This is a genomic window from Vitiosangium sp. GDMCC 1.1324, assembly GCF_003044305.1.
In the GTDB taxonomy this organism is placed as follows: domain Bacteria; phylum Myxococcota; class Myxococcia; order Myxococcales; family Myxococcaceae; genus Archangium.
In genome coordinates this window covers 263,897-289,847 of the sequence record NZ_PZOX01000002.1, presented here as the reverse complement: position 1 = coordinate 289,847, position 25,951 = coordinate 263,897, and the positions used below count along the sequence as shown (strand labels likewise).

Here is a 25,951-nt window from a genome sequence, read left to right as displayed (position 1 = left end):
ACTCTGGAGAGGGGGGGCTAGCTTCCCGGGCTCGCTGCGCCTCACAATGCGTGAACCTGCGGCTCCGGACTCGCGCTTCCCCGTCACCGAGGCCCAGTTCCGCTCGGTGATGGGCGAGGACGACAGCCTGGAGGTGGCTGGCAAGGAAGGACGGCTGTACCTCGCGGACTACCAGGTGCTCGAGGGCGCGCAGGCGGGCACCTACCCGACGCAGAAGTACTTCACCTCGCCTCTGGCTCTCTTCGCGGTGCCCAAGGCGGGCTCGCCGGATCGCTTGCTGCGGGCAGTGGCCATCCAGTGCACGCAGCAGCCCGGTGCTTCCAATCCCATCTTCACGCCCAAGGATGGTCTGGGCTGGCAGGTGGCCCGGCTCTTCGTCCAGGTGGCCGATGGCTACTACCACGAGATGATCAGCCATCTGGGACTGACCCACCTGCTGGTCGAGGCCTTCGTCATGGCCACCGTGCGGCAGCTTGTGCCGGAGCACCCGCTCAACGTGCTGCTTGAGGTGGTTGAGCTCGAAGTACGCCTCAATGAGCGGGAGTGTGCGCCGGCCCTGGAGGCGGGAGATGGGAGCAGCGGCCTTGGTCTGCGTGGTCCGCCATCGTACCGCGCCATCTGGAGAATCGGCTCCAGCCGTCATCCCGCGTCTGCTCCGGACGAGCCTCCATCTGGGATGGGCGATCCACCGTCTGTGGCCGGAGGGACGGTTCCCCCGTCCCGCGGCGGGTTCCAGATGGCGTCGAATTCAGAGGAGACGCCGGGTTCGGCGCTGATCCATCGGCCTCCGTCATCTGGCGTTTCCGGCTCGATGGGGCGATCGGGTTGCTCTTCCAGGAGTCGTCGGAGAATCCGGCCGTCGGTACTGATGGCATACCTCATGCCGGAATGATGCACTGGGTATTTTCGACCGCAGTATGTGAAGTTTTCGTGGATGAGGACGAAGATGATGTTTCCCTGGCGAATGACCCGGTAGAACTGTGCCTCCTGCCTGTCGGCGCATGGCAGGTTTTTGGCGTCTGGGGGCGTATAGTCATTGGAGGCAATGACAAGGGCTCGGAGCATTTCGCCGTCCAGTTCATATGTCTCGCCATGTGCACCGACCTCAACAGGAGCACGCGCGAAGAATTCTGGGAAGAGGATGGACTTGTCGTCCTCCACCGGCTCGCGATGAGAAAACAGGCCCTGTAGGTATCCGCACCCCAGTAGCGAAACGGCGAGGACGAGGGAGACCCAGCGTATCTTCATGGCGTGTCCTCGAAAGAGTTGCGCTTGGAGAACATGTCACTCCTTCATGATGATGAATTTCGTGGCGCTGATCCAGTTGACTCTGCCAATCTTCTCTTTCCGCCAGTCCCCCTCGGCGTTGAGCCATTTCAGCAATTCGCTCGTCGCCGGGATGTATTGATAAAAGCCATCACATGTGGGGTGCTGTTCGTCTTTTGAGTTCGAGAAGAATGCTATGGCGGACAAGGGGATCTTCTTGGTTCCAGCTTCTGCAACCAGTTCGTGGGCGTTGGCCATTGCCGCTGCTGTATAGATGTCTTTGTCGGAGAGGTCGCTTGCGAAGGGATGGTTGTGGAGGAAGAAGATGTATTTGATGGCGTCTGGCGGGTATCGGGGGTCATCTACGTTTGGAGTGAGCAGGCAGCTGGCTGTTCCATGTAATGCATCGCCTGGCTCTTCCTGGTCCGTCAGCATGCTCAGCTCGTACTTGTGCTCTGGGGTGTAGTAGAGCCAGGCGCAGTATTCGGTGGCGACTCGCACGGCCAGCTCGGGGTCTCTCTCCTGGAGGTGGCCGACGGTCGCGTTCGGTTTCGAGAGGATCAGCGGGCAGGCCGCCTTCAGTGCGTCCGAGGGGTTATCGAACGAGCCAAAGCTCTTCAGAGGCCCCGGGATGTACTCCGCCCTATCGTTGGACGTGGGCCGCCAGACCCGGGGATCGATGGGCTTGGGCGATGAGCACGCAAGGCCGACCAGGAGCGGAACCAGGGGTAGAAGTCGCTGCTTCATGGGGCCCAGTCTATGTGCTGCCTCGCGCTCGTGGAGCCCTATTACCTGGGCCCCGGCACCAGCACAACTCTGGGAAGGGGGGACTAGCTTCCCAGGCTCGCGGCGCTTCACAATGCGTGCGCCCCAGCGCCGTTGACTCTCCTGGGGCTTCACCTCGTCGTTCCGGGCGCTCGAGCGCCCACTGGAATTCCGAATGATTCCCTCGCTGCCCCAGAAGGACTCGCCGTCCCAGCAGCAGCAACGGAAGCAGGAGCTGAGCACTCTTCAGAGTCAATACATCTACGACCATGACACCCGCGTCCAGCCGCTCGGTGTCGCGCAGGCGCCGCTTCCCAAGGGCCAGAACTTCTCTTTCATCTGGGGCCTCGGGACGCTGAACCAGGCCCTGGGCATCACCGCCAATCTCATCTCCATCGGCTCGCGCATCTTCGATGCACGCCCGTCGAACCAGCCGAATGAATCGAGCGTCGGGGACGAGGAGCTCTCCAAGGTCGAGGAGGCCTACCTCCAGCTCAAGGCCCACCACCTGAACCTGTCGCGCATCTTCGACCAGACGCACGTCCTGTCCGCGAAGAACACCTCGGTGGCCCACGAAGTGGCGAGCACCGTTCAGGCCGCCGTGGGCGCGGTGACGGCGCGGTTCAGCCCGGGTGGGAGTGGGGGCGGCTCGGCGAGTCACCTCACCCCATCCGACATCCATGGTGCCCACCCGGCGCTCCCCGAGTCGCTGGATCAGTTTGGTGAGAACCTGAAGTCCACGCTCGGCGAGCTCCTCCACTTCCTGGTGAGTGAAATCTTCGAGCTGTTCCTGCGGTACGTGGGCCTTTACGGCCAGGCGTCGGGCCTGTCCTCGTACCAGGCGCAGTTCCAGCTCCTCCCACTCCCTCGGGATGCGGGCGTGGCGCTGGATGACCTGATGTTCGCGCGTCTGCGGGTCGCCGGTCCCAACCCGGTGGTCATCCGGCGCATCACGGCTCCGGACTCGCGCTTCCCCGTCACGGATGCCCACTACCGCTTGGTGATGGGCGAGGACGACAGCCTGGAGGTGGCTGGCAAGGAAGGACGGTTGTACCTCGCGGACTACCAGGTGCTCGAGGGCGTGCAGGCGGGCACCTACCCGACGCAGAAGTACTTCACCTCGCCTCTGGCCCTCTTCGCGGTGCCCAAGGCGGGCTCGCCGGATCGCCTGCTGCGGGCAGTGGCCATCCAGTGCACGCAGCAGCCCGGCGCCTCCAATCCCATCTTCACGCCCAAGGATGGTCTGGGCTGGCAGGTGGCCCGGCTCTTCGTCCAGGTGGCCGATGGCTACTACCACGAGATGATCAGCCATCTGGGATTGACCCACCTGCTCGTCGAGGCCTTCGTCATGGCCACCGCGCGGCAGCTCGCGCCGGAGCACCCGCTCAACGTGCTGCTCACGCCCCACTTCCAGGGGACGCTGGCCATCAACAACGCCGCGGTCGAGTCCCTCATCGCCCCCCAAGGCTTCGTCGACAGGCTTTTGCCGGGCAGCATCCAGGCCTCCACGCAGCTCGCCGTGGACGCCGTGCTGCGCTTCCAGTTCAACCACGAACTGTTCCCGCTTTCGCTCGCCGCTCGCGGCGTGGACGACGCCGAGGCGCTCCCAGACTACCCCTACCGCGATGATGGCAAGCTCATCTGGGATTCCATCCACGGCTGGGTCGTGGACTACCTGTCGCTCTACTACGGCTCGGATGAGGACGTGGCGCAGGACTACGAGCTGCAGGCATGGCTGGCGGAGCTCACCTCCGAGCAGGGCGGCGGGCTCCAGGATATCGGCCAGGACGGCGCCATCCGCACGCTCGCCTACCTCGCTGACTTGGTGACGATGATAATCTTCACCGGCAGCGCGCAGCACGCCACGGTGAACTTCCCCCAGTCGTACGTCATGTCCTATACGCCCTCGCTGCCCCTGGCTGCGTATGCTCCCGCGCCCACCGCGGCGCTGGCGTCCCAGCCGGCGAACGTCGACGCACTCCTGGCGTACATGCCGCCCCTGCAGCAGTCCTTCATGCAGCAGACCCTGATGGAGCTGCTGGGCAAGCTGTACTTCACCCGGCTCGGGGCATACGACCGCTACTCGGCCACGTCGTACTTCCAGGACCCGCGCGTGCGTGCGTCCTTGAAGTCCTTCCAGCAGCGGCTCGAGGAGGCGGAGTCGATCATCGCGCGGCGCAACCTGCACCGCATCCCGTACCGCACGTTGCTGCCCTCGGAGATTCCGCAGAGCATCAACATCTGAGGCACCGCTCCCAGCACGTGGGCCACGAGGCCGGTGGGTGCTCGTGGCCCGGCTGGGATGCAGTCGCGGACAAGCCCCTCAGCGGGAGAGGGACTGGAGGTGCTCGACCGGCAGTCCCGCGCTCCTGCCCAGGTCCACGTACGTCCGCATTATCGCCCGGGTCTGGTCTCCGACCTTGGTGAAGTGGACCCTCAGATAGGTCTCCAGGTCGATGGGGGCGACGCGCGAGGCGATCGGCAGGAGCAGCTTGAACAGCAGTGGGCGCAGGAGCGACAGGACGGCGGAGGGGCTGCACTTCGTGCGCCATGCCGCGATCTGGACCGCCTCCCGCGCGGCGGGAACGACCCGCTCCAGCGAGTCCCTCTGGCGGAACCGCTCGAAGCTCCAGCCCGCTGCTTCCAATCCTTGCACGAAGACGGTGAGCACCGCGGTGGGGATCGCCGCGGCGCGTGACACATCCCGGGTGCGGCTGGCGGGATACCCGCCGGCGCGCAGGGTTCGGACGACCTGTTCGAGGCGCTCCGGGGGGCCGCTGAACAGGCCTCGGGACATCGGCGGCATCCAGAAGGCCGTGCCCGGCTTGGGGACCGGGTCTCCGGGCTTCAAGGGCGCGTGGAAGCTGAGGAAGGGAATCATTCCGGAGACGAGCCGCTCCGCGGGCACCCATTGCAGCAGCCAGTCGCGGTCATCGAGCGCGGGCTGGAGCATGACCCAGGTGGCCTCCCCCGTGGCTCGGGCGAGCTCGCCCACCCAGCCTCCCGCACGCAGCGCCGTCGACGAGACGCAGAGCCAGACCTGCTCCCAGCGCTGCTCCGCCACCTCCCGCATCGAGAGGTGAACCTCGAAGCCGGAGAACGCCTCGGGCTCGTAGCCGCGCTCGAGGAGGCTGAGCTCATAGAGGGTGTAGCCCCGGCGCGCCTCCTCCGCGTACCTGTCCTTGAGGAGGAAGGAGAGCTCGCAGCCAGCCGCCTGGAGGTACTTCCCGAACACCTGGCCAACGGCTCCCGCGCCGACCAGCAGGACCCTGGGGTTCTCGCTCATGGGGACGATTCTATTCCAGCCACAGCTCCTCGAAGCGCACTTGTGGAGGTGTCTGGTGCAGCCGCAATCCCTGCACCCGCGAGCTCGCCGCGGCATGCACGCGGGGGTGGAAGAGTGGGATGAGGGGGCAGTCCTCGTGGGCGATGCGCTCCGCGCGCCAGTAGAGCTGCTTGCGCCGCTCGGGATCGATGGTGACGCGCGCCTCCGCCGTGAGCGCGTCCAGCTCCTCGTTGCGATAGCGCAGCACGTACAGTGTCTGGGATTGCGAGCTCAGCAGGAAGTGGAGGAAGTTGTCCGGGTCCGGATAGTCGGCCACCCAATGCATCCGGAAGATGGGCAGCCGCCCTTCGCGCCGCCGCGCGGTGAACTCCTCGGCGCTCAGCTGCACGTGCTTGAGCTCCACCAGTCCGGCCTCCATCAGCGGCCGGAAGAGGATGGCGTCCTCGGCGGACGTGTCGCGTCCCTCGGTCTGGTACAGCGTCACCGGCACCCGCTGGACCCCGGCCTCGCGCAGCAGCCGCTCGGACAGACCGATGTCCAGATAGGGAACGGGAAGTGGGCTCTCACCGTCCAGCAGCTCCGGGGGGGTCACCGTGCGGGCCAGGCGCGCGCCCTTGTGGAAGTGCTCCACCAGCCCCTGGATGTCCAGGCCGGCCCGCAGGGCCTTGCGGACCCGCACGTCGTTGAACGGAGGCTCGTGCAGGTTGAAGCCCATCAAGGCCGTGGTCGGGGTGACGCCTGGCACCACCTGGAAGCCCTCCTGCTCGGGCACCTGCGCGTGCGAGGCATGCAGGTACGAGACGAAGTCCACCGTCCTCTCCCGCAGCGCCGTGATGGCCTTCTCGCGCGACCCCAGCAGGTGGAACTCGAGCCTGTCCAACAGGGGCTGCCCCTGGCGCCAATAGGTGGGGTTGCGCTCGAGCACGATGCGCTCCGAGTCGAACTCCACCTGCCGGAAGGGGCCCGTGCCCAGCACCCGGCCCTGTGTGTCCACCCGGGCCACTCCCGCGGCGGTCTGCGCCAGCAGGAAGGGGAAGAAGGCCTTGGGCTCCTCCAGGTGGATTTCGAGCACCAGGTCATCCAACACCTCGATGCCCGTCACCTCGTGTACCTCTCCCGCCGCGAAGGCCCTGGCGCCCGCCACGTCCTCCAGCAGGCCCCGCTCGGGTGACTTCGTCGCCGGGTCCAACAGCCGCTCGAAGTGGCGCTTCACGTCGCTGGCCTTCAGGGGCGTCCCGTCATGGAAGGTGATTCCCTTGCGGAGTTGGAAACGGAAGCGGCGTGCCGAGGGGTCTGCCTCCCAATGCTCGGCCAGGTCCGGCACCAGCATGCCGTCCTGGGTCCGCAGCAGGTTGTTGAAGACGCAGCAGCTCATCTCCACGAGCTGGATTTCCACGCCGAAGAGGGGATCCAACCGGCCCACCGCGTTGAGGTACGCCGTCTGGTGGATGCCCGCGCGCAGCGTGCCGCCCTCTTTCGCGACGGGCAGCCGGAAGCGGAACACCTCGCCATCCAGGCTGGCCGCCTCGTGTGCCAGTTGGTCCACGGTCCGGCTCAACCCGTCGCCAATGCGGATGACCTGGAGCGCGTCCGCACCCACCTTCGTCACTTCCTCGCCAATGGCCGAGTCCCCGCGCATCAACACGTCGTGCGCCGCGCGGATCTCCTCGATGGCCGAGCTCAACCGCACCACCGCGCCGGACAGGTCCCTTCCCGTGCGTGCCTGGCCCTCCGCCTTCTGCGAGGCCTCCTGTGCCAGCCGGGCCATCTGCTGCGTCTGGTGCACCAGCTCGCGCCCCTGGCCCGCCTGCTCCATGGCCGCCTGGGTCACGTCGTCCACGCGCCGAGCCACCCGCCGGCTGGCCTCCACCACCGTGGCGCCCTGCGCCTCCAGTTGCTTCGTCTCCGCCAGCGTGGCCTCCACCGCCGAGAATGTGCGCTGGGTGATGGTGCGGATCTCCATCAGCGCCTCGGCGGCCCGGTCTCCCAGCAGCACGCCCGCGGCGGCCTTCTCGCGGCCCTCGTTCACCAGCCACACCGCCGTGTCCACCTCCAGGCGGATACCTCCCACCATGGTCACGATCTCCCGCGTGGAGCGTGCGGTGCGCTCGGCCAGGTTGCGGATTTCGTCCGCCACCACACCAAAGGGCCGGCCCTGCTCTCCGGCCTGTGCGGCGATGATGGCCGCGTTGAGCGCCAGCAGGTTCGTCTGGTCGGCGATCTCCTGGATGACGTCCACGATGCGGCCAATCTGTGTGGAGCGCACGCCGAGTGAGTCCACCAGCTCCGCCGTCTTGCGGACCGTCTCTTCCACCCGGTACATGCCCTGGACGCAGTCGTTGACGAGCACCTCGCCGCGCTCGGCGGTGGCTGTCACCGCGTGCGCCAGTTGGTTCGTCTCCGAGGCGCGGTGGCGCACCGCATCGATGCCCGTCTGCACCACCTGGACGAAGGCCTCGGCCTCACTGGCGAAGCGTGCCAGCTCGTCGCCCGAGGAGGCGATGTGGTGCAGCCGCTCGCTCATGGCCTGCACCTGCTGGGTGGTGCGGTGCGAGAACTCGTCCAACGCGAGCAGCGCCTCGGCCACCTGTCCGAGCCGCTCGGTCATCTCCACCAGCGAGCCATTCGTCTCCTGGGCGAAGCTCTCCAGTTGCGTCACGCGCTTGCCCGCGGCCTGGAGGCTCTGGCTCATGCCATTCACCGATTCGCGCGAGCGCTCCATGGCGCTGCCCTGACGGCGCGCGGCCTCGAGCAGCACGCGCACCTCCTCGGAGACACCCTGGCAGGTGCGGCGCACGTTGCCCGTCACCCGTTGCACCTGGCCGAGCGCGCGGCGCAGGGACAGGAGCAGCCGCCGCACCTCGAGCTCGTCCGCCATTCCCTCGTGGGCGGTGGCGGTGAGGTCTCCCTCGGCCAGCCGGGTGAGCAGGCGGGTGCGCTCCTTGAGGGGGTTCGCCTCCCAGAAGTACCGGATGGCGTAGGTCAGCAGCAGCAGTACCAGCGGCGTGCCGAGGAGCAGCACGGACCAGCCTTGCCACTCATGGGGCTGGCCGGTGACGAGTTGGAGCAGCCCGCCGACGACGAGGGCGGCGGAGAGCCCTCCGAGGAGCGGGAACACGAAGAGGTGCTTTTGGGCGGCCATGCGGGAGCGGGGTGCCCGCACGGTAGCCCGCCCGCTTTCCAACCCCAAATCCGCGAGGGAGACGCGCCTGGACACCGAGGGGCCGTGCCGCTCAGAAGACCGCGCCCACCCGCAGCAGGTTGAGGTTGGCGCCCACCACCGGCGACGAGCCTCGTTTTGTTTCGAAGCCGACGAACCGCGGGGCCAGGACGCGGCTGGGCTCGAACGAGGGGCGGCCCGACAGGGTCGAGGTGCCCCCGCCGGGCAGGTTGAAGCCGTAGCCCACGCTCGCTCCGAGCACGGGAGCGATGTACACGGGTCCGACGGTGAACTGCCACCCCAGGTCCAGCCCCAGGTGCAGCTCCACGCTCGTGCCCCCGGTGTGTCTGGCTTCGTCGGAGTCGTACTCCGGCTCGTACGAGACGTTGGTGAACAGCTTCGGCTGCACGAAGGGGCCCGAGAGCGGTCTGCCCGACAGTGAGAACACGGGACCGGCCGCGGCCAGCACGCGCCAGTAGCGCGGCACCACCCCGTTGCTGCTGACCTGGTGCTCGTAGGCGGCGCGCATGGCCCCCGTCATCACGGTCAGCTCGATTCCGAGGCTCGTGCTCGAGTCCTCTCCCAGCGGCAGGTTGGCCCCGAGCGGGAGATAGAGGGCGGAGTCTTCCCGGAGCGCCAGCCCCATGACGGCGGTGCCGATGGGTTGCACCCAGAAGCTTCGGCGCGGGACCGCGGCCTGGCTGGGGCCGGGATTCGGAGTGACGGGGACATCCGGCGACACGGCGAGAACCAGTGCGGTGAGCAGTGCGTGCATGCCCGCCGCCCGGAGCAATGGATGTGCCTGGGGAGCGCTCCTCTCGGAGGCTGGATTCCGGGACCCTCAGAAAGTGGTTTCCAGAGCAGGGGCCCCTGACATGGGTGTCTCGGAAGGGAAGTGGGTCGGGGACTGGTGCCTCATGGGCTCCATCAGCGCCATGTGTCCACGTGTCGCATCCGTTCAAGCGCCTCGGCGGTTCATTCCCTATTCTTCAGGCGAGTCACGGAACGAGGTCGAAGGCCTATGTCGAGCAAGGGACCCGTCGGTGGTGCGCTCGCCATCGAAGTTCAACTGCGTGCCGAGGCAGCCGCGAGCATCAAGGCGCTCGGGCATCGGATTGAGCGGCAGCTCGCCGAGTTGCAGCAGCTCGGGCAGCAGGTGCGGTCCATGGCCCCGAGCCCCGCACGCGACAAGAAGCTTGTCGAGTACAACGAGAAGCGCCGCGATGCCGAGTACCGCAAGTGGACGCTCATCGTGCAGCGCGAGGCCATGGGTCTCTTCAACCACGAGGACGTGGAGGAGATCTACCGCGTCCCACCCAAGCTGACCTGAGAGGCTCAGGCCGCGTCGAGCCCCATCTTCTTCGCGGTGGAGGTGACCTTGATGTCACCGTCCTCGATGCGCAGGTGGTTGCCATCGAAGTCCACCACGGTGAAGTGGTTCTTCTCGTTGTAGAGGATGCTCTGCTCCTGGAGGATGCCGAGCGCGATGCTCTCGCCGAGGTGGAGGGCTGCGGTGTAGTCGCTGCGCCAGTGGACGCCCGCGCCGTTGCGCGCGGTGGCGATGTTGCCCGCGAGCTTGTTGAGCTCGCCATCCACGGTGATCTCCCCGATGTCCGCGCCGGTGTAGTCCACGAGCGACTTGCCGTCCGCGGAAGCCACCTTGATGGGAATCAGGGGCGTCTTGCCGTCGGGCCCCACCAGGTCCTTCAGCTTCTGCTCGCCGCCCTTGAACCAGGCCTTGAGGATGGTGACGCACGCGCCCGCCACGGTGCCGTGGCCCGTGCCGTACGCCGGGTGCATCGGGCTGCCCTCGGGGAAGGCCTGGGGCAGCAGCGAGGTGCCGTTCTTGGCCAGGATGCGCTGGTGCGCCATGGAGCCCAGCAGCCGCTGCGTCACCGGGTAGTTCGCCACGCGGCCACTCCGGAAGGCCTCGATGCGGCCGCCCCACTCCTCGGGGCGTAGCCGGCGGTGGACGAACCACTTCTGGAACCACACGGCCTTGAGTGCCCGGGTGGCCACCTCCGTGAGCAGCGCGAGCAGCGCCGGTCCGCCGAACACGCCGAAGCCCTCCTGGTTCTTCGCGCTCCGGTTGTTGCCCACGTAGGGGTTGCCGTCGTCGAGCGGGAGGTTCTTCGCACCGAGCAGCAGGATCGCCGCGTTGAAGTACGCCTCGTGCAACTGGTCCACGTGGACGTAGCGCGCCAGGTCCCGCATGTTGCGGATGAAGCGCTTGCCCACGGAGGGGTCCTCCAGGCGCTCGTCGTCGGACAGGGCCGTGTTGACTCCGCGCTGGACCGTGAGCCACTTGTCGAACGTCGTCATGTAGTCGACGCCCGGCTTCGCGGCGCGCTGCTGCGCGTTGATGGTCAGCGCGCCGAAGGAGAGGTCGTGCAGCAGGAACTGCGAGACGTACGGGCCTCGCAGGTCTCCCTCCGTCAGGCCGCGGAAGACGGTGCCGGGGGTGATGTTCTTCGCCAGCGGCATGTCGAGCACATCCTCCTTGGGGAGGCCCTGCTTGCGCAGCTTGTCGAGCTCCGCCGCGGTGGCGGCCACGTCCGGATTCGAGCCGTACTCGATGAAGGGCACGTCGCGCACCAGCGCCATCCAGTAGAGCTCCACCATCTCCGTGTCGTTCTTCAGGCTGTCGACCAGTGGCGCTGGTGGGATGGTGCGTGCCCAGGCGTCGGGGCCCTCCAGGTCGAACGCCAGACCGGTCTGCGGCGCGGTGTACTTGCGGCCCGCCTTCGGGTCGAGGGGGATGTCCGCGAAGTCGTCCTCTCCGCCCTTGCGGAGCGCGTCGCGTAGCTTCTCGTAGTCCGAGCGCTTCACCTCGCCCTTGTCGTCGTGCGGCAACCCCTTGGTGTAGTTGGCGACGGGGAATTGGAGCTTGTCGAGGTACTTCTCTTCCTCGCCGTTGTTCATGTGCTTGGGCAACGGCTTGCTCTGCGAGATGTCTGTCGCCCTCTCGCGAATCTTCTCGGCCTTCTCGCGGCGCTCCTTGGGGCTGATGGGGGTGATGGCGTCTTGGTCGTTCATCGCTGTCTCCCAACGGGAAGCGCGGCCCGAGGGAGTCGGGCTCCCGCCACTTCCCACCCAGGTGGATGGCGGCTCCGGGTTTTGTGAGACGCGTCTGACTTCTCTGCGGACGAGGGGCCGGGGGGTTCGTGCGCTACGCGCCGCTCTGCCCGCTCGCGCTCGAGGCGAAGTGCTGGCGGATGCGATGCGCCTCGGTGAAGTACCCCGCCTGTTGCAGGCAGTCCGCTGCCCACCGCACGGCGTCGGGCATGCTGGAGGCGATGGAGTACGGAGTGGTGGGCTTCTTGAAATGCATGATGGCGCTCGCCGTCAGCCGGTTGAGGGGTGAGGTGATGATGACGACGGCGCCCAGCAGCGTCTCCAGGATGAGCTCGTCGTGTTTGCGCAGCCACTCCACCTGCCGCTGATTCATCGCGTTGGACGCCAGGCGAAGCTCGCGGGTGTCATAGAGGATGACGTGGTGCTCATGCCGCTTCATGTATTCGAGCCGTCTCGCGAGGTACTCCTCCATCTCATCCGCGGTGGGGGTGCGCGGAATGCGGATGATGAGCAGGGGCCATTGCGAGTCATCGAATTCGAAATGGGAGGCGGAGGGCATGGCGTTCCGGAAGCGCCGGAAGCACTCACACGGAGCGTCTGCTGGGGAGCAGGTCGCGGTGAGTGCGGAGGTGGTGGGCCTCCGCTTCGAGCCCAGACTGTCGCAGCCGGTCCGCGACCCATGCAACCGCCTCGGGGACGCTCGCCACCGCCACGTGGGGCGAGGCGAGGGGTTTGAGGTGGAGCACGAGGCTGATCAGCAGCCGGACCGCCGCTGAGTCGGTGACGAAGGCCGCGCCCAGCACCAGCTCGCGCAGGGCCGCGTCGTGCCGCTTCATCCAGTCCACCTGCAGGTGGCGCTGCTCGGGCGGGCCCAGGCCGCTCGTCCGGCTCAGGTCGAGGATGACGACATGGCGCTCGCCCCGCTCGAGGTAGCTCGTCCTCCGGGCGAGGTACTCCTCGTACTGCCGGATGGTCGTGGTCCCTTCGAACCGGATGATGAGCAGCGGCCACAGCGAGTCATCGAACTGAATGGAGGCAGGCGACATGGAGACCCCGAGGCACACGGGAGCAAGCCGGGGGCCAATACACGTTCCGCCTGTTCCGGGGCACTGTCCTCGCGGGTCCCGGGTCAATCGTGAATGACGGGTGCCGGCTCACCCGGAACAGGAGTGCCATCCCGCTCGAATACCCAGCAGGCGGGGAGACGAGCCCCTTCAGGCCCGCGCGGTTTCCTTACGGCTGCCCCCCGTCCTGACCCATCACTTCCTTGAGCAGCGAGGTATCCACCAGTCCAGACAGGTCGGCGCTGGGGACGAAGCCGAGCTGTTTCGCATGCTCGGCGGCCTGTTGGAGCTGGCCGGGCATCGCCTCCAACGCGGGCTCCAGGCGGGAGAAGGCGTCCTTGAGCACGGGCTCGGAGATGGGGTGCCCGGTCACCTTGCCGAAAGCCTCGTTGACGCGCGAGATGAAGGCGTCGGGCTGTTGCTGCCACTGCCGGGTGAGCTCCACATGGGCGCGCAGCAGCTTCTTGAGCTGCTCGGGCCGCTCCTTCAGCGTCTTCGCGGTGGTGACGAGCACCGTGGTGTGGAAGCGCCGCTCCGGCCACAGGTCACGCTCGTCCACGAGGATGTGGCCACCGCCCTCGGCCACCATGCGCGCGCCCCACGGCTCGGGCACCCAGGCGCCTTCGAGCTTGCCATTGAGGAAGAGGCCGAGGATGTCCGGGTTGGACAGCGGCGTGACGGTGACGTCCTGCCCCACCTTCAAGCCCTGCTGGGCCAGCCAGTGGCGCAGCGCGATGTCCTGGGTGTTGCCCAGCTGCGGGCTGGCCAGTGTCTTTCCCTTGAGCTCCGCGGGAGTGCGCGCCGTCTTCGTCACCAGCACCGCGCCGCCGTCCACCGCCGCGGCGATGATGCGCAGCTCGCGCCCCGCCTTGAGGAAGGTATTGATGGCGGGCCCCGTGCCCACGTACGAGGCATCAAGTGAGCCGGAGGCGAGCGCCTCCATGGCCGCGGGCCCGGCGTTGAACATCTTCAGCTCGATGCCGGGCACGGCCTGCTGGAACGCGCCCGAGCCGTTGCCCACCAGGGCCTGGGCATGGGTGATGTTGGGGAAGAATCCCACCCGGAGGGGGCTCTCCTTCGTGGCGGCCTGCTTCGCCGCCCCCTGCTCCCCACCCTGCTCCTTCTTGCACCCGCCCACCATCAGACAGAGGGCGGCGAGCCCCGCTACCAGGAAACCCGAACGCATAGGTGAATCAGGGTGGGTCGGGTCGGGGCTCGGCGCACAATGGACCCGGGTACGAGGGAGCTGTCAGCTGGTCGCCAGTCCCCAGCGGCGGCGCACGCGCACCTCCACCGTCTGGAAGAGGACGCGGTCGATGAGGGTGCCCACGATGATGATGCAGAGCATCACCGCCACCACCTGGGGAATCTCCATCAGCTCGCGGCCCATGGTGAGCAGTTGGCCCAGGCCGCCGGACACGTACAGCAGCTCGCCGGCCATGAGGGCCCTCCAGGCGAAGCTCCACCCCAGCTTGAGCCCGGTGATGATGCTGGGCAGTGCCGCCGGTAGCAGCACGCCTCCGTAGAAGCGCACACCGCGGATGCCGTATGTGGAGGACACGCGCAACAGCAGGGGGTCGACTCCCATGATGCTGTCCTCCACCGCGATGGCGATGGCCAGCACCGAGCCCATCACCACCACGAAGATGATGGACGTCTCCGTGAGGCCGAACCACAAGAGCGCCAGCGGCAGCCAGCAGATGGAGGGGAGCGCCTGCAGGCCCACCACCAGCGGGCGCAGCAGGTGGCGCACGGGACGCAGCCGTCCCATGGCGAGGCCGAGCGGCACGCCGATGAGCACGGAGAGGAAGTAGCCCTGCGCGAGCCGTCCCAGCGAGCGCGTGACGGCGGCCCACAGCCGCCCATCGCCCACCATGGCGGCGAGGCTCTCAGCGACCGCCTTCGGGCCCGGGAACAGGTGGTGGGGCCACGGTCCGTACCGGGCGAGCAGGGCCCACGTCGCCAGGAGCCCCGCGAGGAACAGCAGCTTCTGTCCCAGGTGCCACGCCTTCATGGTGTGTCTCTCGTTCCTCCCGGGTGCCGGACCCGGGCCCTCGCAGGGATTCGCTTTCGCGGAGCATGGAGCGGATCTGCCGCGCCAGCCCCACCAGCGCCACGTCGTCGGGGCCTCGCGGCATGGGCAGCCGCACCTCGAGGTCCCTCAGGATGCGGCCGGGCCGGGGCGCCATCACCACCACCCGGTTGGCCAGCATCAGCGCCTCGGTCACGTCATGGGTGACGAAGACGATCGTCTTGTGCGTCTCCGTCCACACGCGCTGCAGCAGCTCGTGCATGTTCAGGCGTGTCTGCGCGTCCAGCGAGCCGAAGGGCTCGTCCATCAGCAGCACCGGCGAGTCCACCGCCAGGGCCCGCGCCAGCGCCGTGCGCATCTTCATCCCGCCCGACAGCTCGTGGGGCAGCGCATCCTCGAAGCCGTCCAGCTGCACGTAATGGATGTAGCGGCGCGTGCGCTGGGTGCGCTCGGTCTTGGACAGGCCCCGGGCGGCGAGCACGAACTCGATGTTCTGCCGCACGGTGAGCCACGAGAAGAGCGCCGACTCCTGGAACATGAGCAGCCGGTCCGGTCCCGGTCCGGCGATGGGCTTGCCGTCGATGCGCACCTGGCCCCCGGTGGGGGCGAGCTGGCCCGCCAGCGCGTACAGCAGCGTGGACTTGCCGCAGCCCGAGGGCCCCAGAAGGCAGACGAACTCGCCGGAGCGGATGTTGAGGTTGACGTCTTGAAGCGCCACCACTTTGTTGCCGTAGCGGTGCTCCACCCGCTTGATGGCGATTTTCGCCGCGTCCTCGGCCACCCGGGCGGGGACCAGCGTCTCCTTCACCGTTTCCTTCACCTCCCGTACGCGCCGGAAGACGCTGCGGAAGAGGCGGGTGAGGCGTCCGGGGCGACGGCTGGCCGGCTCGGACGGGGAGGAGGGCTGGGAGGTCGGGTCGGCGAGGCGCATCACACGGTCGTAATGAAGTTGGCGCAGCTCGCAACTGGAGCGGCGGGAGTCGAAGATCAGACAGGCGTCGATGGGGCGTGAGTAGACGTGCAGGGAGATGGCGAAGCCGCTGCGCGCCCCCGTGCGCACCGAGTGCAGCTCCGCCTCGGGGCTGCGGTGGTCCATGGCACCGGGCAGCAGCGTGCGGCGTGGGCCCATGCGCTCGACGAGCGCGTACCCGGGCTCCTGCCCGCCCGCCACCAGACGGTAGTCGGCCACCTCCAACTCTCCGGCCACCGTCATCAGGAAGCACTCCTGGCCGTCGTGCCCGTGGATGGGCGCGCGCGCATGGCGTCCCCAGCCCAACACGAGCACCTCCAGGTCCTCATCCCGGTACACGAGCGTGCGCGTGTAGCGCCCCTCCTGCAGCAGGGCGTAGGGCTCCACCGCGCGCCGGTGCAGGCTGCCCTGCCGGAGTACCTCCTCGATGGCCGCCGGGCCGCCGCGGTTACAGGCCTCGCGCAGTCGGACGATGAACTGCCGCAAGGACAGCGCGCGGGGAGGGATGGAGGCGTCGGGCTCGGACGAGAGAGCAGCGTCCATCGCCTGCAATCTGGTCGGTGGGCTGCGTTCCATTGTCGCTCTCCTTCCGTCCTCGTCTGGGCCTGCGGACGGGGGTGAGGCTTGATGAAGGTGTGTCTGCTACCCTCAACCGCCAAGGAGGGGCAGGCCGCCGGAGAAGGGCCCGTCCCCTACCTGGGGGCGAGGCGATTGCCAGCCCGCCCGCACCCTCCTGGTGCATCCGGGAGGGATTGACACCCCTGGCGGAAGCCCATGCACGGCTTCGAGCAGAAGGTGGGCAATCCCTGTCAAGGGGGGTGGTAGAAGGCGCTTCCCATGTCCCTCGCCGCGCCTCGCACCCTCTATCCCCCCCTCGAGCCCTACAACACCGGCCGTCTGCGCGTCTCCGCGCTTCACGAGGTGTACTTCGAGGAGTCCGGCAACCCGAAGGGCAAGCCCGTCGTCTTCGTTCACGGTGGCCCGGGGGGTGGCACGGACCCCAAGCAGCGGCGCTTCTTCGACCCGGCGGCGTACCGCATCGTCCTGTTCGACCAGCGCGGCTGTGGGAAGAGCACGCCGCACGCCAGCGTGGAGGAGAACACCACCTGGCACCTGGTGGAGGACATGGAGACGCTGCGCCGCCATCTGGGCATCGAGCGATGGCAGGTCTTCGGCGGCTCGTGGGGCAGCACGCTCGCGCTGGCCTACGCGCAGAAGCACCCGGAGCGCGTCACCGAGCTGGTGCTGCGCGGCATCTTCCTGCTGCGCAAGCAGGAGATTCACTGGTTCTACCAGCACGGCGCGCACGCGCTCTTCCCGGATGCCTGGGAGGACTTCCTCGCCCCCATTCCTCCCGAGGAGCGGGGGGACCTGCTCAAGGCCTATCACCAGCGGCTGATGAGCGGAGACGCGCGGGTGCGGCAGGAGGCGGCGCGGGCCTGGAGCATCTGGGAGGGCCGCACGAGCTACCTCCACCCCAACCCGGACCTCGTCGCGCACTACGGGGAGGACACGTACGCGCTCGCCTTCGCCCGCATCGAGGCCCACTACTTCATCAACGGGGCCTTCCTGCGCAGCGACACCCAGCTCCTGGAGGACGTGCCGCGCATCCGCCACATCCCCGGGGTCATCGTGCAGGGCCGCTACGACATCCCGTGTCCGGTGCAGAGCGCCTGGGCCCTGCACAAGGCCTGGCCGGAGGCGGAGCTGAAGATCATCCCGGATGCGGGGCACTCGGCCTATGAGCCGGGCATCACCGCCGCGCTCGTGGAGGCCACGGACCGGTTCCGCGGGTAGACGGCGCTCGACAAAAAGTGGAAAAGCGATGCCAGGGGAGGGGAATCTTCACCTCATGAACCATCCCCTTCTCCTTGCGGGCTCACTGCTCATTCCTCTCTTGGTTCCGGGATACGCGAGCGCCACCACGCTCAGCGTCGGACCTGGAAAGGACTACACCACTCCGAGTGCCGCCGCCGCCGCCGCGCGCGACGGGGATACCATCGAACTCGCCGCGGGGACCTACCGGGACGTGGCGATCTGGAAGGCCAACAACCTCACGATTCGCGGAGTGGGGGGTGCTCGGGCTCACCTGGACGCGGCGGGGCTCTCCATTTCCAATGGCAAGGCCATCTGGGTGATTCAGGGGAGCAACACCACCGTCGAGAACATCGAGTTCTCGGGGGCGAGTGTTCCGGACAAGAACGGGGCGGGTATCCGTCAGGAGGGAGCGGGCCTCACGGTGCGCAACTGCTTCTTCCATGACAACGAGAACGGGGTGCTCGCTGGGGATAGCGCCAACAGTGACATCCTCATCGAGTCGTCGGAGTTCGCCCACAACGGTGCGGGAGATGGGCTGTCGCACAACATGTACATCAACCACGTGCGGAGCTTCACGTTGCGCTTCAGCTACTCGCACGCGGCCCGTTCCGGGCACCTGGTGAAGAGCCGCGCGTACAGCACGTCCATCCTCTACAACCGGCTGACCGATGAGGATGGAAACCCCAGCTACGAGATTGAACTGCCCAATGGCGGAGATGCCCTGGTGCTGGGCAACCAGATTCAGCAGGGGACCGCCGCGGAGAACTCGACCCTGCTCTCGTTCGCGGCCGAGGGGGCGAGCAACCCGGTGCAGAAGCTGTACGTCGTCAACAACACCTTCGTGAACGACCGCACGGCCGGCGCGACCTTCGTGCGCGTCTCGGGCTCGCCATCGGGGCTCGTCGCCAACAACCTGTTCGTTGGCAAGGGCACGCCCATCAGTGGCACGGTGTCGGAGCGCTCGAATCTGGCCACCTCCGCTCCAGGCCTGGTCGACCCGGCGGGCTTCGACTACCACCTGACGGCTGGTTCGCCCGCCGTCAACGCGGGCCTGGCTCTAGGGTCGGACGGCGCGGATTTCCTCGCGCCCATGTTCCAATATGTCCACCCGCTGGGGAGTGAGCCGCGCCGGACCATGGGCAGCGGGCTGGACGTGGGTGCATTCGAGTACGGCAACCTTCCCGGGCCCGTCGACGACGGCGGAACTCCGGACGCTGGAATCGGCGTGGACGCGGGTCCGGGGACCGGCGACGCGGGGATGCCCGACGGGGGCCCTGGCGACGGCGACGGCGACGGCGAGATGTCCGACAAGGGGTGCGGCTGCAACACGTCGGGGAGCGCATTGGGCGCGCTGGCGCTCATTGCGCTGCAGGCGGTCATGGGGGCGCGGCGACGCTCGCGTTGAAAGGCCGGGTTGGGTGTTCCCTTGGGCCTGGGGTCATGCCACCGTCACGCCGCGCAACGGTATGCGCTCGCCGGTGGTACGTTGACGGGGGAGCCAGGCACGGCTCGAGGAGACGGTTCGCGATGCAGCAAGTCGGCAAGTACCAGTTGATTCGCAAGCTCGCCACTGGGGGCATGGCCGAGGTGTTCCTCGCCAAGGCCGCTGGCCCCATGGGCTTCGAGAAGACACTGGTGCTCAAGCGCATCCTGCCGCATCTGGCCGAGGAGCCCGCCTTCGTGGAGATGTTCCTCTCCGAGGCGAAGCTGGCCGCTCAGCTCACGCACCCGCACATCGTGCAGATCTTCGATTTCGGAGAGGCCGACGGGGCGTACTTCCTGGCCATGGAGTACATCGACGGGCCCAACCTGCGCACGCTCGTGAAGCGGGCCGCGGCGCAGGGCATGTCCCTGCCGATGGCGGCCTGTGCCCGGCTCATCACCCATGCGTGCGAGGGGCTGGCCTTCGCCCATGACTTCATCGACCCGGAGACGGGAGAGGCGCTGGGGCTCATCCATCGCGACATCAGCCCGGACAACATCCTGCTGTCCAAGCAAGGCGCGGTGAAGGTGGTGGATTTCGGCATCGCCAAGGCGGCCGGTCAGAGCCACAAGACCCGCAGCGGCGTCATCAAGGGCAAGCTGGCGTACATGTCGCCCGAGCAGGTTCGTGCCGAGTCCCTGGACCGGCGGGCGGACGTGTACGCGCTCGGCGTTGTCCTCTACGAGCTTCTCACGGCCCACAAGCCGATCGAGTCGGAGAGCGACGTTGGCCTGATACAGGCCATCCTTGCCCAGGCGCCGACGCCCGCGGCACAGCTCCGGCCGGAGCTGCCGGACTCCTTGCGGCACATCCTGGACCGGGCGCTCGCCAAGGACCGTGAACAGCGCTACCCGGACTGCCACGCATTCCAGTCGGACCTGGAGGATTTCATCCTCTCCACGGGCAAGCCCGTGACGACGCAGCAGATCGCACAGCTCATCGCTCAGGTCGCCTCGGGCACCGATCAGCCGATGCTCCAGCCGGGCACTCCTCCTGGTGGGCCGAAGCGCTCGGCCACTCCCGTCCACACTCCGGCACCCTCCAGTACGAAGACGGATGTGGAGACCGCCCAGGCGCCAGGGACGGTGAAGACGCGCAGGCCCCAGGGCCCGACGCAGGGCTCGCACGAGGCTCTCTCCGAGTTCGCGACGGTCCCGGACGCCGGCCCGCCGCCGCGAGCGACTCCTCCATCCGCGCAGGTGCCAGCACGCGTGCAGGAGAGCCCCGTGGAGACTCACCCGCGACGAGGCAGGTGGGTCCCCGCCCTCGTGGGGGTCGTGCTCCTCGCGCTGGGCGGGGGATTCCTGCTGCGGCGGACGGCTTTCTCCGCGCCTGAGCCCCAGCCCGAGCCGCTCGTGGCCCAGCGCAAGACTCAGCCCGAGACGTCACCGTCGACCACGCCCCCAAGCGGGACGTCACCGTCGACCACGCCTCAGAGCGTGACTCCACCTTCGACCGGGTCTTCCCCCTCAGCACCTGCTGAGCTGCCCGCTGACAGTTCTGGAGTGCGGCCTCAGGACAATTCCGATGCTGGCTCCGTTGCCGCTATGTCCCAGGACGTACCGCCAGCGCCGGGCGGTTCCTCCGCGGAGCAGAAGGCCCCACCTCCGGAAAGTTCTCCCATACCCGTTCCCCCGCCCCGCCCCAGCGTTCCCGCGAAGAAGCCGAAGAGTCCTCCCCAGGTCGCCTCCAAGCCCGTCCTCAAGGGGAAAATCGAGTTTCGTGTCCGGCCCTATGCCACTGTCTTCGTGAATGGAAAGGAGTTGGGCGACACGCCCATGGAGCCCGTGGAGTGGCCGGTGGGGGTCTACACCGTGAAGCTCGTCAACAAGGGCATTCAGAAGACGGTGTTCAGAAGCATCGAGGTAACGCCTGACAAGACGACTGTCGTCAAGGTCAACCTTCTCGAGGAGTGATGCGGACGGGGAGCCCGCGCCGTCACCCCGGGAAGCGCTGTCTCATTGGGGGAGGTGCTGCTGCTCCCAGAAGTCGAGGGCATGCGCGGCTTCCTTCAATTCCTCTCCGGTGCGTGCCGCTCGGATCTCCTGGCCAATCCTGTTGAGTTCCTTGATTGGAAGATCTCTGGAGGGCGGAGCCGTGCCGAGGAATGCCTCTTGAAGAAAGCGGAGCCGCTGCATGAGCAGTTCGCAGTTGCTCCAAACGACAGGCTGGCACATAGACGTATCCAGTTCAGCGCGTCTTTTCTTCTTCAACTCGTCGCGCTCTGTCTCTCGCCGCTTCGCCTCCCGCTGCTGCTCCTTCTGCTGTGGTTCCGCATCAATGGATTCAGCGGTGGCGGCCCCCTTGGGGGGTGCATCCACTTGCTGACGTTCAGCAGGTCCGGTTGGGGCGGGGGCGGAGGGATTCTTCTGCACCGGGTCGGTCTTGTTCGGCGGGAACTCCTTTTCGCGCGGTGCACCAAGGGAATCCATTTCGCTCTTCACGTGCTTCCGCACGGAGTCGAAGAGCGCCTTGACCTTGGGCGCGACCAGCACGGGGAGCTTCGCGTCGGGCCGCAGGAAGAGAGCGGCTCTGAAGGCTGTGGCCCCCGGTTCCTGCTTGCCCATCTCGCACAGGATGATGCCTTCGTAGAGGGAGAGGGTGACCTCTTCGTCTGTTCCGCGAGGCAGCTGCCGGGCCAGTTGGATCCGGTTGAGCGCGAGTTCGTAATCGAGGCTCTCGTACAGGCGGCTGATCGAGAAGATGTAGTTTCGGATCTCCCCTTCGCCTGCGGCGCGCGCGGCGAAGGGAATCACCAGGACCAGGATGAGAACCCGCAAGCCCTGAACGGCGGTCCTTCCGAGGTTGGCTCTCACGTAACGATGGCTCCCTTGCGCGCGACGCTATCCAGAAGCCATGGACGCGCAGAGAACACCAGCCCCTCGCAGGCGAGCATCAAGGACCGGACAGACGCGAGTGCCTTCCTCTCCCGGAGCCTACTTGTTGTGACAGGCCTTCTGGTTGCTGCCGCTGACGCCGGTGCAGGCCTGGGTGGAGGGACAGTCCGAGTCCTGGGTGCAGATCTTCAGACACTGCAGGCCGGTGCTGCTGCCTCCGAGCGTGTCGCAGATGCCGCCGTCGACGCACTCATCGGTGCTGCCCGTCTTGTCGCACTCCTCGCCGATCTCCGCCTTGCCGCAGGCCGTCAGGGCCAGCAGGCCCGACAGGAGCAACACCGGTGACCACAGACGCTTCGTACTCATGGATGCCTCTTTTCGTGGAGGTGGAAAGGGTAGGGATTCCAGCCGTCCTGGAGAGCTGATCCACCGGTCAGCCTGGAAAAACGCGGGGGGGGACGCAACTTCCGCGCCGCTTCGTGGGACAATGATTCAACGAATTTTCCACAAGACCCCGCAGGAGCCCCCATGACCACCATCGACCGCAACCGCAGCGCTCTCCCCCAGGTGGGCCGTCAGACCACCGAGAAGGCCCAGCAGCCCGCCACGACGGCGGCGACCCCCGTGAAGAACGCGGTGGCTCAGGGCGCGAAGCCGGTCGCGGATGGTTTCGACTCGGGCCCCGCTCGCAAGGTGTCGGCGAGCCTGTTGGGGGGCAGCAAGCCCTCGGACAAGGTGTTTGACGGCCAGTTCGTGGGCGCCGGGGGCCAGACCTTCCCGCCGGGCACTCCGCTGAGCCAGATTCCGGGCGTCACCCCGCGCAACAACCCCAACCCCACCAAGACCGTCATCTACCTCAACGGCATCATGACGGATAAGGCGGGCCAGTCGAGCGACCTCCAGGCCATCGCGGACAAGACGGGCGCCAAGGCCGTTGGCATCCACAACTCCACCGAGGGCTTCTTCACGGACCTGGCGCAGTGCGTCAAGGACAAGCTGGACAAGGGCACCAACCCGGCGGTGGACACGCTGGCGGACACCCTCTACTCGGAGCTGAAGGCCGGCCGTGACGTGCAGTTGATGGGCTACAGCCAGGGCGGTCTCATCACCGCGCGGGCCCTCTTCGACGTGGAGCGCAGGCTGCGCATCGAAGATGGGATGTCCAAGGGCGATACCGAGAAGCTGATGAGCAAGTTGAGCGTGGAGACCTTCGGGGCGGCGTCGACGAAGTACCCGGACGGTCCCAAGTACGTCCACTACGTCAACAACCGGGACATCGTGCCCACCTTCACCGGCCTGGGCGGCAGCGTGGACCCGCTCGCCTTCCTGAAGGACGCGGGCAAGGGCGCGGTGGTGCACCGCTTCGGTGATGGTGGTCTCAACGTCGTTGGCAACCACAGCCTGCAGGACATGTATCTGAAGCACCGCGTGCCCTTCGACGAGGCGCGCGCCGGCCGCTTCAACGACTAGGCATCCGCGACGGCGGGTTGTCCGTCCCTCGGGGGAGGCGCTGACAGGCGTCCTCCCCCTTGTCGTTTCGATTCATCCAAACCCACCCTTTCTCCGTATTGGCCTCTGAATAGGCCCGGGCGGCGCGCGGTGCGCGTGCGTCCGGAGGAGTGGGTGCCATGGAGGAGGATGGGGCGCTACTTGGCGCCATCGCCGGGGGGAGCAAGGCGGCCTTCCGGTCCTACTACGAGCGGCACGCGGGCCGGCTGCTGGGCTACGTGCTGCGCGTGACGAGGGACCGCTCGCTCGCTGAGGACGTGGTGCAGGACGTCTTCACGTCCGTCTGGCAGAAGGCCGCCAGCTACCGGGCGGAGCAGGGCTCGCCCCTGGCGTGGATGTATATGATTGCGCGCAACAAGCTGGTGGACCGGTGGCGCCGCCGGACGCCCGGCGAGGAGCCGGGGCCCTCGGAGGAGGAGCGCCCCCTGCATGACTTCGTCCAGGCGGACCCCGAGCTGTCGATGAGCCTGGAGCGCGCACTGGACGGGCTCAGCCCCGAGCAGCGCCAGGCAGTCGAGCTGGCCGTGCTGGGCGGCTACACCCACGAGGAGGCGGCGGTGGCGCTGGCCGTCCCTCTGGGCACCTTCAAGTCGCGCGTCCGGATGGCCCTGCTGCACATGCGCGCCCTGCTGACGGAGTGAAACCATGAATCCCGTGAACCATCCCCAGTCCGAGCGGTTGCTCGCGTACGCCACGGGCGCCGCGGATGTTCCCCTGCGTCTCCTGGTGGAGGCGCACCTGTCCTTCTGCCCCGACTGCGCGCGCCAGGTGGGGCGCCTGGGTGCCCCCGGCGGTGCCGTGCTGGAGGCCATGCCCGAGGAGCCCGTGCCGGTGAGCCTCTTCGACCGCATCTGGGAGGAGGCTTCCCATCACGAGCCGCCGCGGCCGGTGGCGGGCCTGCCGCTGCCGCCCTCGCTGCTGGCGGAGCTGCCGCCCCCGGAGCGCTGGTGCTGGCACTCGGCGCTGAGCCGGGGCCACCGGATGGTGCGCCTGCTGCGCGACGAGCCGGGCCGGAGCGAGCTCTACCTGGTGCACATGGAGGCGGGGGCCCGTTTCCCGAGGCACGCGCACCGGGGCGTGGAGGAGGCGCTCGTCCTGGCCGGGGGTGTATGGGACCGGGGGCGCTTCCTGGAGCAGGGAGACTGGCGCAGTGCGCCCGCGGGCTCCAGACACGAGCTCACCGCGGACCCCGTGGAGGGGTGCTGGACGCTGGTGCGCGAGGAGCACGGCTCGGTGCGGTTCTCCGGCTGGCGAGGCATGGTGCAACGCGCCGCGTCGCTCCTGCCCCACTAGCTCACGAGCGCCACTCGACGCGGTACGTACAGCTGTTGCCCTCCACCCGCATGCGCTGCACCTGGGGCTCGCGCGCACCGGCGGCTCCCAGGGCCGCTTCGATGATGCCCTGGTAGTACGAGGGCATGCCCAGGGTCTCGTTGATGAGCACCTCGTAGGCGGTGGGGGCCAGCTCGGTGAGCTGCATCTGCACGTAGTTGTCGGCGTTGCGGAAGTTGTGGTTCATCCGCATCAGCAGGCGGCGCGGCCCCAGCGCCCGGCCCACCGCCAGCATGCCGCGGCCGAGCACCGTCTCGCTCACGTCCGTCACCATCTTCTGGCCAAGCCGGCGGTAGGCCTCCTCGAGGTGCAGCTCCGGGAAGAGGTCGCGCACGACGATGTCGAGCGAGGGGCGCCAGATGGACGCCGGGTAGAAGGGGAGCGGCTGCTGGTCGACGTAGAGCCCCATGCGCTTGAGCGCGCTCCGGGCTCCCGGGGAGAGCCTTCCGTGGAGGGCAATCTGGAAGAGTCCATCGAAGGTGTTGCCGAACACCACACGCTCATCCGCCAGCATCATGCATGTCCCCCCGGCTGCGAGGGCCCCCCACACAGGAGGGGCCGAGTGGCACCGTGCGGCACACAGGTCCGCACTGGACAGTAGGTAGGGAGTGTCGCACGGAGCGGTGTGACGCGCAGGAAACCGGCCGGTGACGGTGTTCAGCTCCCGGCGGATGCGCTGTTTGAAACCAGACGCAGGGGCCTGACTCCACTCAAACCAGTGGCGCCGGGTTCAGGGCTTCTTGGAGTTCTTCTCCGCGCGGCGCAGGCGCTCGAGCCGCTCGGTGGGCGAGGAGTCACCGAGCTTGCCGGCGATGTAGGCGCCCGCCGAGGCGAGCTTGCGGCGGAAGTCGTCGGGGGGCTCGGGCTGGGTGCGTGGGAGGTTGAAGAAGTCCGTGCCCACCTTCAGGAGCGTGCGGGCCATGGCCTGGTCGTCCTCGGAGGCGTGGGGGTAGAGGAGGGCGGCGACCCGGCCGTGACCATGGGCGGCGGCCTTGGTGAGGGCGGACTCGCCCATCCGGTCGGTGAGGATGGGGTCTGCGCCGCCCGCGAGCAGGGCCCGGACGAGCGCTTCGGAGCCGTTCTCGGCGGCGACCATGAGCGGGGTGCGGCCTTCGGCGTCGAAGGGGTTGGCATCCGCCCCACCGGCGAGCAGCTCCTCCACGCGGCCCAGGTCCCCGGCCGCCACGGCTTCGAAAAGAGACATGAACTACCTCCGGGGAAAAGCATGGCGTGTTCCCTCTCGACGCGCCACCGCGGGTGCTCCCTCGCCCGTCACACCTCCGTCACCCTGCTGATGAGACTCTGCCGGGTCGGGCCTGGAGCGTAAAACTTCAATGTCATGAATGCACCCACC

The 25,951-nt window shown here is 67.7% G+C and carries 24 protein-coding genes; 10 read left to right on the top strand and 14 right to left on the bottom strand.

The window, feature by feature from the left end:
- The first annotated feature begins 46 nt into the window (after positions 1-46).
- Together DAT35_RS05675 and DAT35_RS05670 are read left to right on the top strand one after the other, a co-directional pair.
- Complete coding sequence (locus DAT35_RS05675) at positions 47-892, top strand: lipoxygenase family protein (protein WP_233261317.1); 846 nt, start codon at positions 47-49, stop codon at positions 890-892.
- Between the two features lie 38 nt (positions 893-930).
- Positions 931-1,191 carry a hypothetical protein gene (locus DAT35_RS05670; protein ID WP_108065869.1) on the top strand — a complete coding sequence of 87 codons (261 nt, stop codon included), beginning with the start codon at positions 931-933 and terminating at the stop codon, positions 1,189-1,191.
- A gap of 93 nt (positions 1,192-1,284) precedes the next feature.
- Here the strand turns inward: DAT35_RS05670 and DAT35_RS05665 are convergent, their stop codons facing one another.
- Complete coding sequence (locus DAT35_RS05665) at positions 1,285-2,013, bottom strand: hypothetical protein (protein ID WP_233261316.1); 729 nt, start codon at positions 2,011-2,013, stop codon at positions 1,285-1,287.
- A 193-nt stretch (positions 2,014-2,206) separates the two neighbouring features.
- On the opposite strand from DAT35_RS05665, the gene DAT35_RS05660 reads away from it, so the two are divergent.
- The gene (locus tag DAT35_RS05660) at positions 2,207-4,276 is read left to right on the top strand and encodes a lipoxygenase family protein (RefSeq protein WP_108065868.1); all 2,070 of its coding nucleotides are present in this window, start codon (positions 2,207-2,209) and stop codon (positions 4,274-4,276) included.
- 78 nt (positions 4,277-4,354) lie between these two features.
- Here the strand turns inward: DAT35_RS05660 and DAT35_RS05655 are convergent, their stop codons facing one another.
- From DAT35_RS05655 to DAT35_RS05645, 3 genes are all read right to left on the bottom strand, one after another.
- Positions 4,355-5,317 carry a ketopantoate reductase family protein gene (locus DAT35_RS05655; RefSeq protein WP_108065867.1) on the bottom strand — a complete coding sequence of 321 codons (963 nt, stop codon included), beginning with the start codon at positions 5,315-5,317 and terminating at the stop codon, positions 4,355-4,357.
- Positions 5,318-5,327: 10 nt separating this feature from the next.
- Positions 5,328-8,459 carry an ABC transporter substrate-binding protein gene (locus DAT35_RS05650; protein WP_108066412.1) on the bottom strand — a complete coding sequence of 1,044 codons (3,132 nt, stop codon included), beginning with the start codon at positions 8,457-8,459 and terminating at the stop codon, positions 5,328-5,330.
- Between the two features lie 91 nt (positions 8,460-8,550).
- Positions 8,551-9,252: a hypothetical protein gene (locus tag DAT35_RS05645; protein ID WP_146209581.1), complete on the bottom strand. Its 702-nt coding sequence runs from the start codon at positions 9,250-9,252 to the stop codon at positions 8,551-8,553.
- Positions 9,253-9,498: 246 nt separating this feature from the next.
- On the opposite strand from DAT35_RS05645, the gene DAT35_RS05640 reads away from it, so the two are divergent.
- A complete protein-coding gene (locus tag DAT35_RS05640) occupies positions 9,499-9,807 on the top strand; it encodes a hypothetical protein (RefSeq protein ID WP_108065865.1) in 309 nt (102 codons plus the stop codon).
- A 5-nt stretch (positions 9,808-9,812) separates the two neighbouring features.
- Here the strand turns inward: DAT35_RS05640 and DAT35_RS05635 are convergent, their stop codons facing one another.
- The 6 genes from DAT35_RS05635 to DAT35_RS60505 all read right to left on the bottom strand — a co-directional run bounded on the left by DAT35_RS05635 (position 9,813) and on the right by DAT35_RS60505 (position 16,194).
- Positions 9,813-11,513, bottom strand: a complete 1,701-nt coding sequence (locus DAT35_RS05635) for a vanadium-dependent haloperoxidase (protein WP_199242818.1) — start codon at positions 11,511-11,513, stop codon at positions 9,813-9,815.
- Positions 11,514-11,646: 133 nt separating this feature from the next.
- Positions 11,647-12,111 (bottom strand): hypothetical protein, encoded by a 465-nt coding sequence (locus DAT35_RS05630; protein ID WP_108065864.1) that lies wholly within the window; start codon positions 12,109-12,111, stop codon positions 11,647-11,649.
- Positions 12,112-12,136: 25 nt separating this feature from the next.
- Positions 12,137-12,598: an STAS/SEC14 domain-containing protein gene (locus DAT35_RS05625; RefSeq protein ID WP_146209580.1), complete on the bottom strand. Its 462-nt coding sequence runs from the start codon at positions 12,596-12,598 to the stop codon at positions 12,137-12,139.
- 187 nt (positions 12,599-12,785) lie between these two features.
- Entirely contained in the window at positions 12,786-13,802 is a 1,017-nt protein-coding gene (locus tag DAT35_RS05620) for an ABC transporter substrate-binding protein (RefSeq protein WP_108065862.1), read from the bottom strand.
- Between the two features lie 63 nt (positions 13,803-13,865).
- Positions 13,866-14,600, bottom strand: coding sequence for an ABC transporter permease (locus DAT35_RS05615; protein WP_233261365.1), 735 nt, complete (start codon positions 14,598-14,600; stop codon positions 13,866-13,868).
- On the bottom strand, positions 14,506-16,194 hold the full coding sequence (locus DAT35_RS60505; protein WP_108065860.1) for an ATP-binding cassette domain-containing protein: 1,689 nt from the start codon (positions 16,192-16,194) through the stop codon (positions 14,506-14,508). Before DAT35_RS60505 ends, DAT35_RS05615 begins: the two co-directional genes overlap by 95 nt.
- 261 nt (positions 16,195-16,455) lie before the next feature.
- Between DAT35_RS60505 and pip the strand changes: the two genes are divergently transcribed.
- From pip to DAT35_RS05595, 3 genes are all read left to right on the top strand, one after another.
- On the top strand, positions 16,456-17,415 hold the full coding sequence (gene pip, locus DAT35_RS05605) for a prolyl aminopeptidase (RefSeq protein ID WP_108065859.1): 960 nt from the start codon (positions 16,456-16,458) through the stop codon (positions 17,413-17,415).
- Positions 17,416-17,470: 55 nt separating this feature from the next.
- Positions 17,471-18,841: a right-handed parallel beta-helix repeat-containing protein gene (locus DAT35_RS05600; protein ID WP_199242817.1), complete on the top strand. Its 1,371-nt coding sequence runs from the start codon at positions 17,471-17,473 to the stop codon at positions 18,839-18,841.
- Positions 18,842-18,963: 122 nt separating this feature from the next.
- Entirely contained in the window at positions 18,964-20,835 is a 1,872-nt protein-coding gene (locus DAT35_RS05595; protein ID WP_108065858.1) for a protein kinase, read from the top strand.
- A gap of 42 nt (positions 20,836-20,877) precedes the next feature.
- Here DAT35_RS05595 and DAT35_RS05590 read toward each other — a convergent pair whose 3' ends face one another.
- Together DAT35_RS05590 and DAT35_RS05585 are read right to left on the bottom strand one after the other, a co-directional pair.
- Positions 20,878-21,735: a hypothetical protein gene (locus DAT35_RS05590; protein WP_146209579.1), complete on the bottom strand. Its 858-nt coding sequence runs from the start codon at positions 21,733-21,735 to the stop codon at positions 20,878-20,880.
- Between the two features lie 120 nt (positions 21,736-21,855).
- Positions 21,856-22,122 (bottom strand): hypothetical protein, encoded by a 267-nt coding sequence (locus tag DAT35_RS05585; protein WP_146209578.1) that lies wholly within the window; start codon positions 22,120-22,122, stop codon positions 21,856-21,858.
- A 162-nt stretch (positions 22,123-22,284) separates the two neighbouring features.
- Between DAT35_RS05585 and DAT35_RS05580 the strand changes: the two genes are divergently transcribed.
- The 3 genes from DAT35_RS05580 to DAT35_RS05570 all read left to right on the top strand — a co-directional run bounded on the left by DAT35_RS05580 (position 22,285) and on the right by DAT35_RS05570 (position 24,558).
- Positions 22,285-23,226, top strand: a complete 942-nt coding sequence (locus DAT35_RS05580; RefSeq protein ID WP_108065855.1) for a hypothetical protein — start codon at positions 22,285-22,287, stop codon at positions 23,224-23,226.
- A 158-nt stretch (positions 23,227-23,384) separates the two neighbouring features.
- Positions 23,385-23,906, top strand: a complete 522-nt coding sequence (locus tag DAT35_RS05575) for an RNA polymerase sigma factor (protein ID WP_108065854.1) — start codon at positions 23,385-23,387, stop codon at positions 23,904-23,906.
- Positions 23,907-23,910: 4 nt separating this feature from the next.
- Complete coding sequence (locus DAT35_RS05570) at positions 23,911-24,558, top strand: cupin domain-containing protein (protein ID WP_108065853.1); 648 nt, start codon at positions 23,911-23,913, stop codon at positions 24,556-24,558.
- Between the two features lies 1 nt (position 24,559).
- On the opposite strand, the gene DAT35_RS05565 is transcribed toward DAT35_RS05570, so the two are convergent.
- Both DAT35_RS05565 and DAT35_RS05560 read right to left on the bottom strand, forming a co-directional pair.
- Positions 24,560-25,114 (bottom strand): DUF2378 family protein, encoded by a 555-nt coding sequence (locus tag DAT35_RS05565; protein WP_108065852.1) that lies wholly within the window; start codon positions 25,112-25,114, stop codon positions 24,560-24,562.
- A gap of 213 nt (positions 25,115-25,327) precedes the next feature.
- On the bottom strand, positions 25,328-25,801 hold the full coding sequence (locus DAT35_RS05560; RefSeq protein WP_108065851.1) for an ankyrin repeat domain-containing protein: 474 nt from the start codon (positions 25,799-25,801) through the stop codon (positions 25,328-25,330).
- Between the last annotated feature and the right edge of the window lie 150 nt (positions 25,802-25,951).

What these genes read in the sequence shown, in the direction of transcription:
- DAT35_RS05675 (WP_233261317.1), top strand. Translation starts at nt 47, where the DNA reads ATGCGTGAACCTGCGGCTCCGGACTCGCGCTTCCCCGTCACCGAGGCC.
- DAT35_RS05665 (WP_233261316.1), bottom strand. Translation starts at nt 2,013, where the DNA reads ATGAAGCAGCGACTTCTACCCCTGGTTCCGCTCCTGGTCGGCCTTGCG.
- DAT35_RS05660 (WP_108065868.1), top strand. Translation starts at nt 2,207, where the DNA reads ATGATTCCCTCGCTGCCCCAGAAGGACTCGCCGTCCCAGCAGCAGCAA.
- DAT35_RS05655 (WP_108065867.1), bottom strand. Translation starts at nt 5,317, where the DNA reads ATGAGCGAGAACCCCAGGGTCCTGCTGGTCGGCGCGGGAGCCGTTGGC.
- DAT35_RS05650 (WP_108066412.1), bottom strand. Translation starts at nt 8,459, where the DNA reads ATGGCCGCCCAAAAGCACCTCTTCGTGTTCCCGCTCCTCGGAGGGCTC.
- DAT35_RS05645 (WP_146209581.1), bottom strand. Translation starts at nt 9,252, where the DNA reads ATGCACGCACTGCTCACCGCACTGGTTCTCGCCGTGTCGCCGGATGTC.
- DAT35_RS05640 (WP_108065865.1), top strand. Translation starts at nt 9,499, where the DNA reads ATGTCGAGCAAGGGACCCGTCGGTGGTGCGCTCGCCATCGAAGTTCAA.
- DAT35_RS05635 (WP_199242818.1), bottom strand. Translation starts at nt 11,513, where the DNA reads ATGAACGACCAAGACGCCATCACCCCCATCAGCCCCAAGGAGCGCCGC.
- DAT35_RS05630 (WP_108065864.1), bottom strand. Translation starts at nt 12,111, where the DNA reads ATGCCCTCCGCCTCCCATTTCGAATTCGATGACTCGCAATGGCCCCTG.
- DAT35_RS05625 (WP_146209580.1), bottom strand. Translation starts at nt 12,598, where the DNA reads ATGTCGCCTGCCTCCATTCAGTTCGATGACTCGCTGTGGCCGCTGCTC.
- DAT35_RS05620 (WP_108065862.1), bottom strand. Translation starts at nt 13,802, where the DNA reads ATGCGTTCGGGTTTCCTGGTAGCGGGGCTCGCCGCCCTCTGTCTGATG.
- DAT35_RS60505 (WP_108065860.1), bottom strand. Translation starts at nt 16,194, where the DNA reads ATGGAACGCAGCCCACCGACCAGATTGCAGGCGATGGACGCTGCTCTC.
- pip (WP_108065859.1), top strand. Translation starts at nt 16,456, where the DNA reads ATGTCCCTCGCCGCGCCTCGCACCCTCTATCCCCCCCTCGAGCCCTAC.
- DAT35_RS05600 (WP_199242817.1), top strand. Translation starts at nt 17,471, where the DNA reads ATGAACCATCCCCTTCTCCTTGCGGGCTCACTGCTCATTCCTCTCTTG.
- DAT35_RS05595 (WP_108065858.1), top strand. Translation starts at nt 18,964, where the DNA reads ATGCAGCAAGTCGGCAAGTACCAGTTGATTCGCAAGCTCGCCACTGGG.
- DAT35_RS05585 (WP_146209578.1), bottom strand. Translation starts at nt 22,122, where the DNA reads ATGAGTACGAAGCGTCTGTGGTCACCGGTGTTGCTCCTGTCGGGCCTG.
- DAT35_RS05580 (WP_108065855.1), top strand. Translation starts at nt 22,285, where the DNA reads ATGACCACCATCGACCGCAACCGCAGCGCTCTCCCCCAGGTGGGCCGT.
- DAT35_RS05575 (WP_108065854.1), top strand. Translation starts at nt 23,385, where the DNA reads ATGGAGGAGGATGGGGCGCTACTTGGCGCCATCGCCGGGGGGAGCAAG.
- DAT35_RS05570 (WP_108065853.1), top strand. Translation starts at nt 23,911, where the DNA reads ATGAATCCCGTGAACCATCCCCAGTCCGAGCGGTTGCTCGCGTACGCC.
- DAT35_RS05565 (WP_108065852.1), bottom strand. Translation starts at nt 25,114, where the DNA reads ATGATGCTGGCGGATGAGCGTGTGGTGTTCGGCAACACCTTCGATGGA.
- DAT35_RS05560 (WP_108065851.1), bottom strand. Translation starts at nt 25,801, where the DNA reads ATGTCTCTTTTCGAAGCCGTGGCGGCCGGGGACCTGGGCCGCGTGGAG.